The organism is Mesorhizobium sp. B2-4-15, assembly GCF_006658505.1.
In the GTDB taxonomy this organism is placed as follows: domain Bacteria; phylum Pseudomonadota; class Alphaproteobacteria; order Rhizobiales; family Rhizobiaceae; genus Mesorhizobium.
The window spans coordinates 296,642-311,961 of the sequence record NZ_VFUZ01000004.1; the positions used below are offsets into that span (position 1 = coordinate 296,642).

General features: G+C 63.2%; 13 protein-coding genes and 1 pseudogene. 5 read left to right on the forward strand and 9 right to left on the reverse strand.

The features are described from left to right. Positions 1 to 19 precede the first annotated feature (19 nt). Positions 20 to 1,555, reverse strand: a complete 1,536-nt coding sequence (gene ppx / locus FJ930_RS07525; protein WP_141836441.1) for an exopolyphosphatase — start codon at positions 1,553 to 1,555, stop codon at positions 20 to 22. Continuing rightward, complete coding sequence (locus FJ930_RS07530) at positions 1,555 to 3,756, reverse strand: RNA degradosome polyphosphate kinase (RefSeq protein ID WP_140738167.1); 2,202 nt, start codon at positions 3,754 to 3,756, stop codon at positions 1,555 to 1,557. The genes ppx and FJ930_RS07530 overlap by 1 nt, the downstream gene beginning before the upstream one ends. 144 nt (positions 3,757 to 3,900) lie before the next feature. Here FJ930_RS07530 and FJ930_RS07535 point away from each other — a divergent pair, with 144 nt between their 5' ends. Both FJ930_RS07535 and FJ930_RS07540 read left to right on the forward strand, forming a co-directional pair. Continuing rightward, on the forward strand, positions 3,901 to 4,146 hold the full coding sequence (locus FJ930_RS07535; protein WP_140738165.1) for a zinc-finger domain-containing protein: 246 nt from the start codon (positions 3,901 to 3,903) through the stop codon (positions 4,144 to 4,146). An 18-nt stretch (positions 4,147 to 4,164) separates the two neighbouring features. Next, complete coding sequence (locus tag FJ930_RS07540; RefSeq protein ID WP_141836443.1) at positions 4,165 to 5,406, forward strand: FAD-dependent monooxygenase; 1,242 nt, start codon at positions 4,165 to 4,167, stop codon at positions 5,404 to 5,406. Positions 5,407 to 5,445: 39 nt separating this feature from the next. Here FJ930_RS07540 and FJ930_RS07545 read toward each other — a convergent pair whose 3' ends face one another. The 6 genes from FJ930_RS07545 to FJ930_RS30015 form a co-directional block, all read right to left on the reverse strand. Continuing rightward, positions 5,446 to 6,111, reverse strand: a complete 666-nt coding sequence (locus FJ930_RS07545) for a TIGR02117 family protein (RefSeq protein ID WP_141836445.1) — start codon at positions 6,109 to 6,111, stop codon at positions 5,446 to 5,448. 116 nt (positions 6,112 to 6,227) lie between these two features. Further along, the gene (locus FJ930_RS07550; RefSeq protein WP_140611345.1) at positions 6,228 to 7,031 is read right to left on the reverse strand and encodes an amino acid ABC transporter ATP-binding protein; all 804 of its coding nucleotides are present in this window, start codon (positions 7,029 to 7,031) and stop codon (positions 6,228 to 6,230) included. A 24-nt stretch (positions 7,032 to 7,055) separates the two neighbouring features. Then, positions 7,056 to 8,213 (reverse strand): amino acid ABC transporter permease, encoded by a 1,158-nt coding sequence (locus FJ930_RS07555; protein ID WP_141836447.1) that lies wholly within the window; start codon positions 8,211 to 8,213, stop codon positions 7,056 to 7,058. A 4-nt stretch (positions 8,214 to 8,217) separates the two neighbouring features. After that, positions 8,218 to 9,405, reverse strand: a complete 1,188-nt coding sequence (locus FJ930_RS07560; RefSeq protein WP_141836449.1) for an amino acid ABC transporter permease — start codon at positions 9,403 to 9,405, stop codon at positions 8,218 to 8,220. 63 nt (positions 9,406 to 9,468) lie between these two features. After that, positions 9,469 to 10,497: an amino acid ABC transporter substrate-binding protein gene (locus FJ930_RS07565; protein WP_140738150.1), complete on the reverse strand. Its 1,029-nt coding sequence runs from the start codon at positions 10,495 to 10,497 to the stop codon at positions 9,469 to 9,471. 452 nt (positions 10,498 to 10,949) lie between these two features. Continuing rightward, positions 10,950 to 11,129: a hypothetical protein gene (locus FJ930_RS30015; RefSeq protein WP_181763304.1), complete on the reverse strand. Its 180-nt coding sequence runs from the start codon at positions 11,127 to 11,129 to the stop codon at positions 10,950 to 10,952. 78 nt (positions 11,130 to 11,207) lie between these two features. On the opposite strand from FJ930_RS30015, the gene FJ930_RS07575 reads away from it, so the two are divergent. From FJ930_RS07575 to FJ930_RS07585, 3 genes and pseudogenes are all read left to right on the forward strand, one after another. Next, positions 11,208 to 12,389, forward strand: a complete 1,182-nt coding sequence (locus tag FJ930_RS07575; RefSeq protein WP_141836451.1) for a cystathionine beta-lyase — start codon at positions 11,208 to 11,210, stop codon at positions 12,387 to 12,389. Between the two features lie 230 nt (positions 12,390 to 12,619). Then, a complete protein-coding gene (locus tag FJ930_RS07580; protein ID WP_141836453.1) occupies positions 12,620 to 13,699 on the forward strand; it encodes an HPP family protein in 1,080 nt (359 codons plus the stop codon). Positions 13,700 to 13,939: 240 nt separating this feature from the next. Then, a pseudogene (locus FJ930_RS07585) lies at positions 13,940 to 14,065 on the forward strand (TetR family transcriptional regulator); the annotation flags it as partial. Here the strand turns inward: FJ930_RS07585 and FJ930_RS07590 are convergent. After that, positions 14,062 to 15,288 (reverse strand): anion transporter, encoded by a 1,227-nt coding sequence (locus FJ930_RS07590; protein ID WP_141836455.1) that lies wholly within the window; start codon positions 15,286 to 15,288, stop codon positions 14,062 to 14,064. The pseudogene FJ930_RS07585 and the gene FJ930_RS07590 sit on opposite strands and share 4 nt — an antisense overlap. Between the last annotated feature and the right edge of the window lie 32 nt (positions 15,289 to 15,320).

Here is a 15,320-nt window from a genome sequence, read left to right on the forward strand (position 1 = left end):
AATTGCCGTAAGGCCGTGCCTACTTCACCGACACGCTCGGCCCGCCCTCGACCGCAAGCACCAGGCGGCGTCCGGTGATTCGAGCCAGTTGCGCCAACCGGCCGGCTGGGCGCTCGCCATAGAGGTCGGAGAGCGAAGCCGGCAGCACCAGCGCCAGCGCGCCGTTTGGGCGGCTTTCCCATTTCAGCCGCGGCATGATGCCGGGCATTGCGGCCGTCAACAGATAAATGACCCGCATCATCGCCGCCAGTACGCGGGCGCGCTCCAACAGGCGCGGTGGCGCCAGCGCCTTGATCTCGGGCGCAATCGCCTCGTTGAAGACACCGTCGTGGCGATAGGCATTGGTCAGCGCCAGATAGGCGCGGCCGGGATGGTCGACGCCAATGAAGGAGGCATGCGCAATGATGTTGAGCGACTGCCGACCGCGATATTCGGGATGCGCGCGCCAGCCGATATCGGCAAGCAGACAGGCGGCGTGCCGATAGCGCGCCTCGTCCTCCGTTTCGTCGATCCCGAAGGCCTTGAAGGCCTTGCCGGTCCATTCGACGAGGTCATGCGCGTGATGGACCGAACGCGAGCGCAAAAGGGCAAGCTCCTCCGCGGCCGAGATCAGCGGATCAGTCTTCTGTTCCGCCTCGTCGAGCAACGAATAGAGGAAGCCTTCACGCACACCTTGCGCCGAAACAATGATCCTGGAGGGCTGCATCGCGGCCATGATCTCCTGCAGTACCAGGGCGCCGTAGGGCAGCAGCGAGCGGCGGTTCTTGGAGACACCCTCGATACCGCGCACTTTTTCGACCTCGCCTCTCGCCACCTGCTTGAGGAAGTTTTGCGCGCTGTCGGCCGATATCTCGTAATTGTGCATGACGCCGAGCGGGTAGTTGTTCATCTCCATGTGCAGCCGGGCGAGGTTTCGCCAGGTGCCGCCGACGGCATAAAAGGTCCTGCCCTGCCCGCTTTTCAGCAGCTTGGCCCTTGCCAATTCCTGGCGCGCGATTTTCTGCGCCTGAACGAGCGAATTCTTCGCCATGTCCTGCAGACGCAAGCCGCCGAGCGGCAGCGTGATGCCGTCGCCGATCGCCTCGCCATCGATGTCGATGAGCTCGAGGCTGCCGCCGCCAAGGTCGCCGGCGATACCGTTGGCGGGGTGGAATCCGGAGATGACGCCGAGCGCGGAGTAATGCGCTTCCTGGCGGCCGGAGAGCACCCGGATCTCGGTCTTGAGCACATCTTCGGCGCGATGGATGAAATCGGGACCGTTGATTGCCTCGCGGGCGGCGGCGGTGGCCAGCACATACATCTGTTCGGCGCCGGCCTGGTCGGAGAGCGCGCGGAAACGGCGAAATTCTTCCATCGAGCGCGTCACCCCTTCGGGGTCGAGCTTTCCCGTCGACACGATGCCGCGGCCGAGGCCGGCCAGCATTTTTTCGTTGAACAGCACGGTCGGCGAGCGCGCCAGCCCCTCATAGACGACAAGGCGGATCGAATTCGAGCCGATGTCGATGATGGACAGCGGTCGGCGATCCTGCAGCCGGCCCTGGGAAATGGACAACATCAGATGGACGCTGCGGCGTTCTTCTTGCGGCGCTTGAACTGGGCGATCCGCTGGGGCGCATGCGACTTCAGCGCGTCACCCCGTCCCGACAGGCTCGGATTGGTCATGAAATATTCCTGCGCGTTGAACGGTTCTTCGCCCTCCTCCAGCACGACACGCCGGGAGGTTCCATCAGCCAATACGTCGAAACTTTGCTGATTGTCCATGATGTTGCCCAGCATGATCTGGCCGAGAACCTGTTCATGCACAGTTGGATTGGTGATCGGCACCATGGTCTCGACGCGGCGGTCGAGATTGCGCGGCATGAGGTCGGCGGAGGAGATGTAGACGATCGCCTCGTCCGCCGGCAGGCCGTGGCCATTGCCGAAGCAGTAGATGCGGCTGTGTTCGAGGAAGCGGCCGACGATCGACTTGACCCTTATGTTCTCCGACAGGCCCGGCACCTGCGGCCTGAGGCAGCATATGCCGCGCACGACGAGGTCGATTTCCACCCCGGCACGGCTGGCATCATAGAGCGCATCGATGATGATCGGGTCGACAAGCGAGTTCATCTTCATCCAGATGCGCGCCGGCCTGCCTTCCAGCGCGTGGGCGACTTCGTCGGATATGTGCTGGAGAATGCGGTTTCTGAGCGTGAACGGCGAGATCGCGATACGCATCTCGGCGGTCGGCTCGGCATAGCCGGTGATGAAGTTGAACAGCTGGGCGACATCGCGCGCGATCGTCGCATCGGTGGTGAAAAAGGACAGGTCGGTGTAGATGCGCGCTGTGACCGGGTGGTAGTTGCCGGTGCCGAGATGCACGTAGTTGCGCAGCTTGCCGTCCTCGCGCCGCACCACCAGCGACATCTTGGCGTGGGTCTTGAGTTCGAGGAAACCGAACACAACCTGCACGCCGGCGCGCTCGAGATCGCGGGCCCAGCGGATGTTGGCTTCCTCGTCGAAACGGGCCTTGAGCTCGACCAGCGCCGTCACCGATTTGCCGGCCTCGGCCGCGTCGACCAGCGCACGCACGATAGGGCTGTCGTTCGAGGTGCGGTAGAGCGTCTGCTTGATCGCCACCACCTCGGGGTCGGCCATCGCCTGGCGCAGGAACTGCACCACCACGTCGAAGGATTCGTAGGGGTGGTGGACGACGATGTCCTTCTCGCGGATGGCGGCGAAACAGTCGCCGCCATGCTCGCGGATGCGTTCGGGGAAGCGTGGATTATAAGGCGTGAACTTCAGGTCGTCGCGGGGAACGGAGACGATTTCTGAGATCTGGCTGAGCGCCAGCGGGCCGGTGAGCACGCTTATACGGCTCGACGAGACGCCAAGCTCGCCGGCGACGAAGTCTCGCAGTTCCGCAGGCATCAGCCTGTCGAACTCGATGCGGATCACCGAACCTCGGCGGCGGCGTTTCAGCGCCGTCTCGAACAGGCGCACGAGATCTTCCGATTCCTCCTCGACCTCGATATCGCTGTCGCGGATGATGCGGAAGGTGCCGGAGCCCTTGACCTCATATCCCGGGAACAGCTTGCCGATATAGAGGCCGACCGCCTCCTCCAGCGGGATGAAGCGGACGTGGTTCTTGCGGTCCGGCAGGCGGATGAAGCGCTTCAGCGCCACCGGCAGGCGCAGCAGCGCGCTCATCTCCTCGCCATTCTTGCGATGGCGAAGCTGCAGCGCCATCGAGAAGCCGAGATTGGGGATGAACGGGAACGGATGCGCCGGGTCGATCGACAGTGGGGTAAGCACCGGAAACACCTGGTCCTGGAAATGCTCTTCCAGCCAGACCTTCTCGTCCTTGGTCAGGGCGTCGCGGGTGATGCTCTCGATGCCTTCCTTGTTGAGCAGTATCGTCAGCGCCGAAAGGCTCTTCTGCTGATCTTCCTGCAGCCGCTCGACCTCGCGCAGCAGCTGTTCGAGCTGCTGTTCGGGCGTGCGGCCGTCAGGGCTCTTCAGCACGATGCCCTCGCGGACCTGCCCGGCGAGGCCGGCGACGCGCACCATGAAGAACTCGTCGAGGTTGGCGGCCGAGATCGACAGGAAGCGCACGCGTTCGAGGAGCGGATGGTGCTCGTTCAGCGATTCTTCGAGAACGCGGCGATTGAACTGCAGCCAGGAAAACTCCCGATTGACGAAACGGTCCGGATTGCCGCCCTGCGGGCTCGCCGCCTCGACATTGATGAATTCGCTCTGCACCGGCTTCAGTTCGTTCATGATTCCTGCTCTTCCCACCAGCTCAGCCGGTTAACCGGCTTAACTTATCCTCTGACAGGCTTTTGCGACAGTTTCATTTCATCGATCTTGCAAAGAGACCTGTTATGTTCCAGATGCAGACGAGACTGCGTTAAGGAGACGACGATGGCAGGCGGTTCCATTCCCCATTTCCAGAACGATGCGGGCTACCCGGCGATCGACATCGGGGTCAAGGAATTCATGTGCACGGGCGCCAATCCGCCTTTCGACCACCCGCATGTGTTTCTCGATATGGGCGACGACAATGAGAAGGTCTGCCCATATTGCTCGACGCTCTACCGCTATTCGCCGAAGCTGAAGGCGACGGAAACGGTTCCGGCCGGCTGTCTCTACATCGACCAGGCCGCCTGATTTCCAGCGGCTGAAACCATGCCCGATGCACAGCCCCGGCAGATCGTGATAGCCGGAGCTGGCGTCGCCGGGCTGACCGCGGCTCTTGCTTTCGGCGAACGCGGCTACCCTGTACAGCTGTTCGAACAGGCGCAGCGGCTGGACGTGGTGGGCGCCGGCATCCAGCTTTCTCCAAACGCGACACGAATCCTACGCCAGCTCGGCGTGCTCGACCGGCTGCTGGCGGCAGCGGTGCGTCCGGAAGCCGTGGTGCTGAAGGACGCCGCGACGTTGCGCGAACTGGCGCGCGTGCCGCTGGGGCAAGCCGCCGAAAAACGTTGGGGGGCGCCTTATCTCGTCGCTCACCGGGCCGATCTGCAGAGCGCACTGACCGAACGCGTCGCCGAAAACCCGAATATTGCGCTCCTCACAGGCGCGCGCTTGAGCGATGTTGTCACAGGTGGCCATGGTGTGACGGCCACACTCGAGAGGGACGGCAAGATCGTCCAGTCCCGGGGCTTCCTTTTGGTCGGGGCCGATGGCGTATGGTCGTCGGTGCGCGCGGTTGTCGATCGGGCCCGGGGAGCGGCATCGCCAAGAAGCCGTTTTTTCGGCGAACTGGCCTGGCGCACCACCGTCGCCGCCGGCAGCGCCGCCGGACAAGCATTTGCCGCGATCGGCGCTACCGACAGCGTCACGACCTTCCTGCATCCGGGGTTCCACATGGTCGCCTACCCCGTCAGCAAGGGTGACGCCTTCAACTTTGTCGCCTTCACCAGAGGCGAGCGCATTGCCGAGGGCTGGTCCGGGCACGCCGATCCCGGCATCCTCGCCGGCGCCATGCGCGGCACGGCCGCGGGCCTTGCAAGACTGGTGGAAATGGCTGGCCCTTGGCTGACCTGGCCGCTCCACACGGTCGAACAAAAGCAGCCCTGGACGACGCCATCCGGCATCGCTCTGATCGGTGACGCCGCGCATGCGATGACCCCGTTCGCGGCACAAGGCGCGGCAATGGCCATCGAGGACGCCGCCACGCTTGCCGCTTGGCTGGCCGCCTGTCCAACCGACCCTTCACGGGCTCTCGTCATCTGGGAAGATTTGCGGCGGCGGCGCGTCGCCAGCGTCGCCCGACGCGGCGGCCTCAATCGGCTCGCCTGGCACGCCGCCGGGCCGGTGGCGATGGCTCGTAACCTTTACCTCAAGGTGCGCTCGGCTGACCAGCTTGCTGCCGATCTCGACTGGCTTTACGGCTGGCAGCAACAAAGGATCGTCCGGCGCTAAACCGCCTGTCATGCGACGTAGAGACGCTCGGAGGCCGCGCTAATTGTAAAGCCGCAGCGACAGCCCAAGCGAAGCCGGCAGCGGATTCCACCAGCCTGTGCGCAGGCCGGCCGTGCGCAGCGCCGCCGCCGTCCAGGTGTTGCAACCGATCAGCGCGTTGAAACGGCCATTCGCCTCGTAGAAGCGGTCGAAGCTGGAATAGCGCGCATTCTCGATCACGACCGGACCGTTCTGCCCCTGCTGGAAGCTCGCCGCGATATAATCGAGCAACGCCGTGAACCGATCCTCGCCGATGTCGAAGCCAGCGATGTCAGGATGCGGCTCGGCGATCGCGCCGGCGACATCGACATGCATCACAGAGGCATCGAGCGTCAGCGCCTTGACCACCGGCACCGCCTTTAGTTGCGACCATGTTGGCGTTTCAAGATAGAAGGCGCGACCACCCCAGCCGAAGACGATGTAGCGCACCTCGGGTGCGTCGGCCGGAAGGCCGGCCTCGGTCAGGAAATGAAAACGCCTGCGAACCGCGTCGTCCACCGGGATGGCGATGTCGGTGTGGATCGGGTTCTTCAGCACCAATATGCGCCGCGTGCCCTCGCCCGCGGCAGCCGCCGGCCAGAGCGGGCGTGGCACCAGCGTGCCGAGAGCGGCGGCAAGCATGAACATGGTTGCCAACGCGGCCAGTAAACGCAGGAGCTTTTTCATCGGCGTGCGGTTTGGGGGCTCCCTCGCCTCGACAGCAGCGACCAATGGCCGATCGCCATATGCAAAAAAGCCCGACCGTGGTGCCGCCGGGCTTTTTTGAACCGGCGCCGGAGCGCTCAGTGCAATATCTGCGACAGGAACAGTTTCGTACGCTCGTGGCGCGGATGGTCGAAGAATTCGGCCGGTGTGTTCTGCTCGACGATCTGGCCCTGATCCATGAAGATCACCCGGTTGGCGACCTTGCGGGCAAAACCCATTTCGTGCGTGACGCACAGCATGGTCATGCCTTCCTCGGCAAGGCCGACCATGGTCTCCAGCACTTCCTTGATCATTTCCGGGTCGAGCGCCGAGGTCGGCTCGTCGAACAGCATGATGCGCGGGTTCATGCACAGCGAACGGGCGATCGCCACGCGCTGCTGCTGGCCGCCGGAGAGCTGGCCCGGATACTTGTTGGCCTGCTCCGGGATCTTGACGCGCTTGAGGAAATGCATGGCGATTTCCTCAGCCTGCTTCTTCGGCGTCTTGCGCACCCAGATCGGTGCCAACGTGCAGTTCTCCAGGATGGTCAGGTGCGGGAACAGATTGAAGTGCTGGAACACCATGCCGACCTCGCGGCGCACCTCGTCGATCTTCTTCAGATCGTTGGTCAGTTCCTTGCCGTCGACGATGATCTTGCCCTTCTGGTGCTCCTCCAGCCGGTTGATGCAGCGGATCATCGTCGACTTGCCGGAGCCGGACGGGCCGCAGATGACGATGCGCTCGCCGCGCATCACCTTGAGGTTGATGTCCTTCAGCACGTGGAACTCGCCGTACCATTTGTGCATGGCGATGATGTCGATGGCGACATCGGTGGTCGAGATGTGCATCTTGGCGGCGTTGACTTTGAGCTCTTCCGCGCTGACGGCGTTTTCGGTGGCCATGACAGGATCCCCTTATTCTTTTGTTTAGCGTTTGTAGCCGGTGTCGAGTCGGCGTTCGGTATACATCGAATAGCGCGACATGCCGAAGCAGAACAGCCAGAACACGAAGGCGGCGAAGACCAGACCGGATTTCGCGGTCTGTGGCGTCGCCCAATTGGCATCCGAGAAATTCTGTTTGACGACGCCGAGCAGGTCGAACATCGAGATGATGAGAACCAGGCTGGTGTCCTTGAACATGCCGATGAAGGTGTTGACGATGCCGGGGATGACCAGCCTCAGTGCCTGCGGCAGCACGATCAGCCCCATCTTCTGCCAGTAGCCGAGGCCAAGCGAATCGGCGCCTTCATACTGGCCCTTCGGGATCGCCTGCAGGCCGCCGCGCACGACTTCGGCCATATAGGCCGCAGCAAACAGCGACACGCCGATCAATGCCCTGAGGAACTTGTCGAAGGTGACCCCGGCCGGCAGGAACAGCGGCAGCATGACGCTGACGAAGAACAGAACGGTGATCAGCGGGATGCCGCGCACCGTCTCGATGAAGACCACACAAAGCGTCTTGACGATCGGCATCTTCGAACGCCGGCCGAGCGCCAGCACGGTGCCCAGCGGTAGCGACACGGCAATGCCGACGAAAGACAGGCTGAGCGTTACCAGCAGGCCACCCCACCGCGAGGTCTCGACATTCGGCAGGCCGAACATGCCGCCGATCAGCAGAACGAACGAAACGATCGGCAACACCAGGAAGAGCAGGATCGCGTTCAGCCCCTTGCGCGGCACGCGCGGGATCAGCATCGGCACCAGCAGCTCCACGAATAGAATGGCGACCAGAATCGGGCGCCAGCGCTCCTCGATCGGATAGGTGCCGAACATGAACTGGCCGAACTTGGCATTGACGAAGGCCCAGCACGCGCCGCTCCAGCCGTCCGGCTGAATGCCGCCTTGCGCAACGGTGGCGCAGACGGTGCGATTCGGCCCTGTCCACTGGGCATTGATGAACGCCCAGTTGATGATCTGCGGCAGGATCATGACGACCAGCGCGATGCCGATTATGGTCAGGATCGTGTCACCGACCGAACCGACCAGGTTCTTGCGTACCCAGGCCGTCGGGCCGCGCACGCTTGCTGGCGCAGGCTGCGCCAGCGCCATTTCGGTACGCACCCAGGACATGTCGTGTTCCTGCATGGCTCTACCTTTCCACCAGCGCCATCTTGGCGTTGACGACGTTCATGACGGCCGAGGTCACAAGGCTGAGTATGAGGTAGGCGACCATCATGATCAGCACGCCTTCGACCGCCTGTCCGGTCTGGTTGAGCACGGTGCCGGCGGTCGCCGTCAGGTCCGGATAGCCGATGGCGATCGCCAGCGACGAGTTCTTGGTCAGGTTGAGATACTGGCTGGTCAGCGGCGGGATCACGATGCGCATGGCCTGCGGCACCACGACCAGCCGCAAAATCGGCCCCGAGCGTAAGCCCAGGGCGCCGGCCGCCTCGGTCTGACCTTTGCTGACCCCCCTGATGCCGGCACGCACGATCTCGGCGATAAAGGCCGCCGTGTAGCAGGACAGAGCCAGATAGAGCGACAGGAACTCCGGCTTGACCTGGAAGCCGCCGGTCAGGTTGAAGGTCGACTGTTTCGGCAGATCAAAGGTGAGCGGCATTCCGCTGAGCAGGAAAGCGAGCAGCGGCAAGCCAACGATCAGCGCGACGGATGTCCAGAACACCGGGAATTGCTGGCCCGTCGCCATCTGGCGCTGGCGCGCCCTGCGGGCGACGAACCATGCCATGGCAACAGCCACGACGAACGCCACCAGGATCAGCCAGGAACCTTCGCCCCAGATGGTGCGCGGAAAATAGAAGCCGCGCTGGTTGAGGAAGGAACCAAACGGCAGATGGATACTGTCACGTGGCGCCGGCAGCACGGCAAGCACGCCGGAATACCAGAAGAAGATGACCAGCAGCGGCGGGATGTTGCGGAAGACCTCAACATAGACCGTGCAGATCTTCTGGATCAGCCAGTTCTGCGACAGGCGGCCGATACCGATGACGAAGCCGATGATGGTGGCGGTGATGACGCCGGCGACGGCGACGATGATCGTGTTGATCAGGCCGACGACGATGGCGCGGCCATAAGTATCGTCAGACGTGTAGGCGATCGGCGTGTCCGAGATATCGAACCCGGCACGCCCTTTGAGGAAGCCGAAACCGGAGGCGATGTGAAGGCGCTGCAGATTGTCGATGACATTCTGCACGATCCACCACACAGAGCCGAACAGAACGATGACGACAAGCGTCTGGAAGAAGAGACTACGGACTTTCGGATCATTGACGAAGGAAGCCCGATTGGACTCCTCGCGAAGAACTTCCTGCGATGCCATTCGACCGTCCCCTGGAAAGAGAAACCGGGAGGCAGATGATATGCCTCCCGGATCACATTTCAATCAGCGGATCGGCGGAGCGTATTGCAGGCCGCCCTTGGTCCACAGCGCATTGATGCCGCGGGCGATCTTGAGCGGGCTGCCCGAGCCGACATTCTTGTCGAACATTTCGCCGTAATTGCCGACAGCCTTGACGATGTTGACGACCCAGTCATTGGAGACACCGAGATCGGTGCCGATCTTGGTGTCGGCTTCCTGGCCGAGCACGCGCTTGATCTCGGGGCTCGCGGAGTTCTTCATCTCATCGACATTGGCCTTGGTGATGCCGAGTTCCTCGGCATCGAGCAGCGCGAAATAGGTCCACTTGACGATGTGGTACCACTGGTCGTCGCCCTGGCGCACCGCCGGTCCGAGGGGCTCCTTGGAGATGATCTCGGGCAGCACGACGTGATCGGCCGGCGAGCCCAGCGTCAGGCGGATGCCGTAGAGGCCCGACTGGTCGGTGGTGTAGACATCGCAGCGGCCGGCATCATAGGCGGCATTGACCTCTTCGAGCTTCTCGAAGACGACCGGATTGTACTCCATCTTGTTCGCCTTGAAGTAGTCGGCGAGATTGAGCTCGGTGGTGGTACCGCTCTGCACGCAGACGGCGGCGCCCGAAAGCTGGAGCGCCGAATTGACGCCCGGCAGTTTCTTGGCGTTGATCATGAAACCCTGGCCGTCATAATAGGTGGTGCCGACGAAATTCAGGCCAAGTGCTGTGTCGCGGTTGATGGTCCAGGTGGTGTTGCGCGACAGGACGTCGACCTCGCCGGACTGCAGGGCGGTGAAGCGCTCCTTGGCGCTGAGCGGCGTGAACTTGACCTTGGTGCCGTCACCGAAGACAGCGGCTGCAACGGCGCGGCAGAAATCCGCGTCGATGCCTTGCCAGTCACCCTTGTCGTCCGGCGCCGAGAAGCCGGCCAAACCGGTCGAGACGCCACACTGGATGAAGCCCTTCGCCTTGACGGTGTCGAGCGTGCTAGCCGATGCGGCCGACGCCATAAACCCCAGCGTGGCGGCGCCAAGAATGCCGAAAGCAATATGTTTCATGACCCACAGACCCTTTTCTCTGTTTTTCAGGCAAACCCTGATCTTTTTTCCCGTGTGAACGCAGCTCCCATCCCGGCCCATTCCCGGAACCCCGCATCGCAACCGACGCGCTGCCTCCCATTCACGGACGGCATCGAAGGCGATAATTCCCGTGAGGTCAAGGGAAATGACCGAATCCGAACGTGTTTGAAAATCGATTGCCCTGTTTGCCTGAATTGCAGACAAACGCACCCGCAATTTGATCAGAGAGCAAATAAAGTCGGCAAAGCGCATTCAACACAATGCGGGGCCGCGGTAGCGAAATCCATCTTGGCAATAGCTTTGGCGCTACTGATCTGGACGCGCAATGAATTGGCCCTTCCGAAGACTGTCGCCAGGGCTGCGCCCTTAGAATGCGCGAGACAGGAGCCTCGTCCCGGCCGCCGCCATCAACGCGCCGGAAATGGGCGAGATCAACAGGGTCGCGGCTGTCTTTCCCCGGGGGAGACGAGGATGGCGGCACCGGCGATCCACAGCATATTCATGACGCCGATGACGAACAGCAGAGCCATCAGCACCACGCGGCTGGCCGGCCAGGTCGGCGTCTGGCCGCGATGCCAGTCCGCTGGAGAATTGGCACATTCGAAGTCCATTCCTGGCGGGTGCTGGGCTGTTGCACGGCCCGTGACGCCGCACTATGGCTAGCGCCCTATCAAACAAGGCGAAGAAGAATGGCGAAAGACGGCAGCGAGCAGGGTTACGGCAAGGTGGGCATCAACACGCGGCTTGCCCATTCGGGCAACAACCCGCATGACTATTTCGGCTTCGTCAATCCGCCGGTTGTGCATGCCTCCACCGTGCTGTTCCGCAATGCCGAAGCAATGGTGGGACGCAGCCAGAAATACACTTACGGCACGCGCGGCACGCCGACGACGGATGCCCTTGCCCACGCCGTCGACGCGCTGGAGGGATCCGCCGGCACCATCGTGGTGCCGTCTGGCCTGGCAGCGGTGACCGTTCCGCTACTCGCCTTCCTATCGGCTGGCGATCATCTCCTGATCGTCGATTCCGTCTACCATCCGACCCGCAATTTCGCCGACACGATGCTGAAGCGCCTCGGCGTCGAGGTGGAGTATTATGATCCCCATATCGGTTCAGGCATCACCGCCTTGATCAAGCCCAACACCAGGGTCGTGTTCACGGAATCGCCGGCTTCCAACACGTTCGAGGTGCAGGACATCCCGGCGATCGCCAAGGCGGCGCGTGCCGCCGGCGCTATCGTGATGATGGACAATACCTGGGCGACACCGCTCTATTTCCGGCCGCTCGACCATGGCGTCGACATCTCCATCCATGCGGCAACCAAATATCCGGCCGGCCATTCCGACGTGCTGCTTGGCACGGTCTCGGCCACTGAGAGCTGCTGGGAGCAACTTTATGAGAGCTTTTGCACGCTTGGTTGCTGCGCGGGCCCCGACGATGTCTACCAGGTGCTGCGCGGCCTGCGGACCATGGGCGTGCGCCTGGAGCATCACCAGCGCAGCGCACTCGCCATCGCGTCGTGGCTCGAAGGCCAGAAGGGCGTGGCGCGCGTGCTTCACCCCGCCCTTCCCAGCCACCCGGACCATGGCCTATGGAAGCGCGACTTCACCGGTTCGAGCGGCATCTTTTCGATCGTGCTTGCCGGAGGCGGCCAGAAAGAACAGCACGCGTTCCTCGACGCGTTGCAGATCTTCGGGCTCGGCTATTCCTGGGGTGGGTATGAGAGCCTTGCGGTGCCGGTCTGGCTCAGCGACCGCGTTGTTGCAACGGCCCCTTATGAAGGTCCGTTGATCCGCCTGCAGATCGGCCTTGAGGATGTCGACGACCTGAAAACCGACATCATGCGCGGCCTGGCCGCAGCCGCCGCCTGACCGTCGCATACGAGGCCGACTGCCGGACGGAACGGCAAGAACGACCGCAACATCTTGACGCTGATGACAAACCGCGAACCGCTCGCAGCATTCGAGCGGGGATGCCGCGCGCAATATTATTCTCCCGGGTCGTGACTTTCCGGATTTGTTTGACTTTCAAATCCGCGGGTTCGGCTGCATTGCGTGGTGCACCGGCATCCGCGTTCAACCCACTCGTCACAAGCTTGCCCATGGCCTTTCGTCTTTTTGTCCCCATCCTCGCCGGCGCGACGCTGCGTGAACGCATCCTGGCGTGTATCGGCGCCACGATCGGCATCGCGCTGACCGGCGTGATCAGCGGGCTGGCCATGGGTGGCGGCCCGCATGTGGCCCTGCTGGTGGCGCCGATGGGCGCATCCGCCGTGCTTCTCTTCGCCGTGCCGGCGAGCCCGCTGGCGCAGCCCTGGTCGATCATCGGCGGCAATTCGATATCGGCGCTGGTGGGGGTTACCGTGGCGCATTTCGTCCATGATCCGGTCATTGCGTCGGGCCTGGCTGTAGCGCTCGCCATCGCGGCGATGTCGTTCACGCGCTGCCTGCATCCGCCGGGCGGCGCGGCGGCGCTGACGGGAGTGCTCGGTGGGCCGGCCGTCATCAGCGCGGGCTTCCTGTTTCCTTTCGTGCCGGTGGCCTTGAATTCGACCATCCTGGTCACGCTCGGTTTCCTCTTCCACAAACTCGCGCGGCGCAACTATCCGCATGTCGCCGCCCCCGCCGCCAACAGCCACGGCACCGCCGATCCGCCGGCGCAGCAGCGCGTCGGCTTCCGGCCCGAGGATATCGACGCGGCGCTGACCACCCTCGACGAGACGTTCGACATCGACCGCGACGACCTCGAACGGCTGCTGAGACAAGTCGAGTTGCAGGCCATGGTGCGCTCGCACCGGACGCTGCTGTGCAAGGACATTATGTCCCGCGACGTCGTTTCAGTGCCCGAGCAGGCCACGATCGACGAGGCGCGCCAGCAACTGCTCGATCACAATATCCGCACCTTGCCGGTGGTCGACGCCGAAGCAAGGCTGTTGGGTGCCGTCGGCCTGCGCGAACTGACAAGAGCCACCGACACCGTGAAGAGTGTTATGCAGAAAGCCGGCACCGCCTCGCCCGAGGCGCCGGCGATGAGCCTGCTGCCGGTGCTGACCGACGGGCGCAGTCACGCCGTGGTCATCGTCGACGGCGAGCGGCGGATTCTCGGCCTCATCACCCAGACCGACCTTCTGGCGGCGGCCGCGCGCATGCAGACTGCGGACAAGGGATTGGCGGCGGCGTAAAAATAGCGATGCCGCCACGGCGGGAGCGGTCGATGTTTCTGCCGCCTCCAACCCAAGATGAAAGGCCATGTCGGCGTGTCGCCCTGACCCGCGGGCGCTCGATTTACAGCGAAGCACGCCTGGCCTCGTCGCGCCGGGCGGCATGCGTCCATGAGTCATCATGGCTCGGCCTGCGCCGCTCGATCCTGGCGTCGGGTTCTTGGTGCAGATCCTTGGTCCGGTCATGCGGGTGCGTCGGGAATCGTGCTGCTGATCGACGGTAGCTTTTCGATCATGCTGATCCATCGCAATCCCGACTCCATCGAAGCCGCCGGGCGGGCTGCGGCACTGCTGGTCAGGGCGTGGATTCCAGGCAGCCGGGTCTAGAGTCCGAGCGCCAGCCACGCCGTGCCGACGACGAGCGTTGTCAGTGTCAACGGCAGGCCGACCTTGAAGAAAGCGCCGAAGGAAAGCGGCGTGCCCGCCGCCTTGGCCTGCTCGGCGACGATCAGATTGGCGACCGAGCCGAGCAGGGTGAAATTGCCGGCCAGCGTCGAGCTCATGGCGACCACCAGCCAGGCACGCTCCGGGTTCTCCAGGCCGGGTATGAACGGCCGCAGTGCCAGCACTGCCGGAACATTACTCATGATATTCGAGAGTACCGCTGTGAAGCCGGATAGCCGCCAGACGTCGTCCAGGCCGAGATTCCTGGCCGAGGCGATGATATCGGGCGTCAGCAGCGTCCTTTCGGCGCCGGCAACCACCACGAACAGGCCGGCGAACATGAACAGCAGCGGCCCATCGATCTCGCGATAGATGCGTTCCGGCTTGATGGCGCGTGTGAGTAGGAGAATGGCGCCGCCGATCAAGGCTGCCTTGGCAACGGGAACGCCGGCGAAGAAGGCAATGGCCAACCCGATGCAGACAATCACGGCCTTCAGCACTTGCCCGCGATGCATGCGGCCGCGCGAGACATGGGGCGTCAATTGGGCGGTGCGGGTGAATTCGGCCCGGTAGACGATGCGCACGATGACAATGACCGCGACAAGGCCGAACAAGGCGACCGGCGCCAGCGCCGCCGAAAAGGCCGGATAGGAAATGCCCGACAGCGCCCCGATGACCATGTTCTGCGGATTACCGGTAATGGTGGCGACACTGCCGCAGTTCGATGCCGTGGCGGTGGCGATCAGATAGGGAACCGGGTTGCGGTTGATGACCCGGGTGACGTGGACGACGATCGGCGCCATGACCAGACAGATGGCGTCGTTGACCAGGAAGGCCGAGAGCACGCCGGTCAGCAGCGTCACCATCACCAGGAGCATGAAGGGCGCATGCGCATGCTCGATGGCGATGGCGCCAAGGCCGCGGAAGGCGCCCGACACCTTCAGATGCGCCACCACGATCATCATGCCGAGGAGAAGCGTGATGGTGTCGAAATTGATGGCGCGGTAGGCGTCCTCCATGCTGACCGCGCCGATGGCGATCATCGCCGCGCCGCCAAGCAGCGCAATGCCCGCCCGATCAAGGCGCAGACCTGGTATGCGGCCGATGGCGACGCCGGCATAGGTGAGGACCAGGATCAGCAGTGCCGCGGCGCCCATTAGTGTCATCGGTAGAAGCCCTGCTCGATCTGTTTGCGCAC

Coding starts and splice junctions, on each gene's coding strand:
- ppx (WP_141836441.1), bottom strand. CDS start 1,555: ATGTTGTCCATTTCCCAGGGCCGGCTGCAGGATCGCCGACCGCTGTCC.
- FJ930_RS07530 (WP_140738167.1), bottom strand. CDS start 3,756: ATGAACGAACTGAAGCCGGTGCAGAGCGAATTCATCAATGTCGAGGCG.
- FJ930_RS07535 (WP_140738165.1), top strand. CDS start 3,901: ATGGCAGGCGGTTCCATTCCCCATTTCCAGAACGATGCGGGCTACCCG.
- FJ930_RS07540 (WP_141836443.1), top strand. CDS start 4,165: ATGCCCGATGCACAGCCCCGGCAGATCGTGATAGCCGGAGCTGGCGTC.
- FJ930_RS07545 (WP_141836445.1), bottom strand. CDS start 6,111: ATGAAAAAGCTCCTGCGTTTACTGGCCGCGTTGGCAACCATGTTCATG.
- FJ930_RS07550 (WP_140611345.1), bottom strand. CDS start 7,031: ATGGCCACCGAAAACGCCGTCAGCGCGGAAGAGCTCAAAGTCAACGCC.
- FJ930_RS07555 (WP_141836447.1), bottom strand. CDS start 8,213: ATGCAGGAACACGACATGTCCTGGGTGCGTACCGAAATGGCGCTGGCG.
- FJ930_RS07560 (WP_141836449.1), bottom strand. CDS start 9,405: ATGGCATCGCAGGAAGTTCTTCGCGAGGAGTCCAATCGGGCTTCCTTC.
- FJ930_RS07565 (WP_140738150.1), bottom strand. CDS start 10,497: ATGAAACATATTGCTTTCGGCATTCTTGGCGCCGCCACGCTGGGGTTT.
- FJ930_RS30015 (WP_181763304.1), bottom strand. CDS start 11,129: ATGGACTTCGAATGTGCCAATTCTCCAGCGGACTGGCATCGCGGCCAG.
- FJ930_RS07575 (WP_141836451.1), top strand. CDS start 11,208: ATGGCGAAAGACGGCAGCGAGCAGGGTTACGGCAAGGTGGGCATCAAC.
- FJ930_RS07580 (WP_141836453.1), top strand. CDS start 12,620: ATGGCCTTTCGTCTTTTTGTCCCCATCCTCGCCGGCGCGACGCTGCGT.
- FJ930_RS07590 (WP_141836455.1), bottom strand. CDS start 15,288: ATGACACTAATGGGCGCCGCGGCACTGCTGATCCTGGTCCTCACCTAT.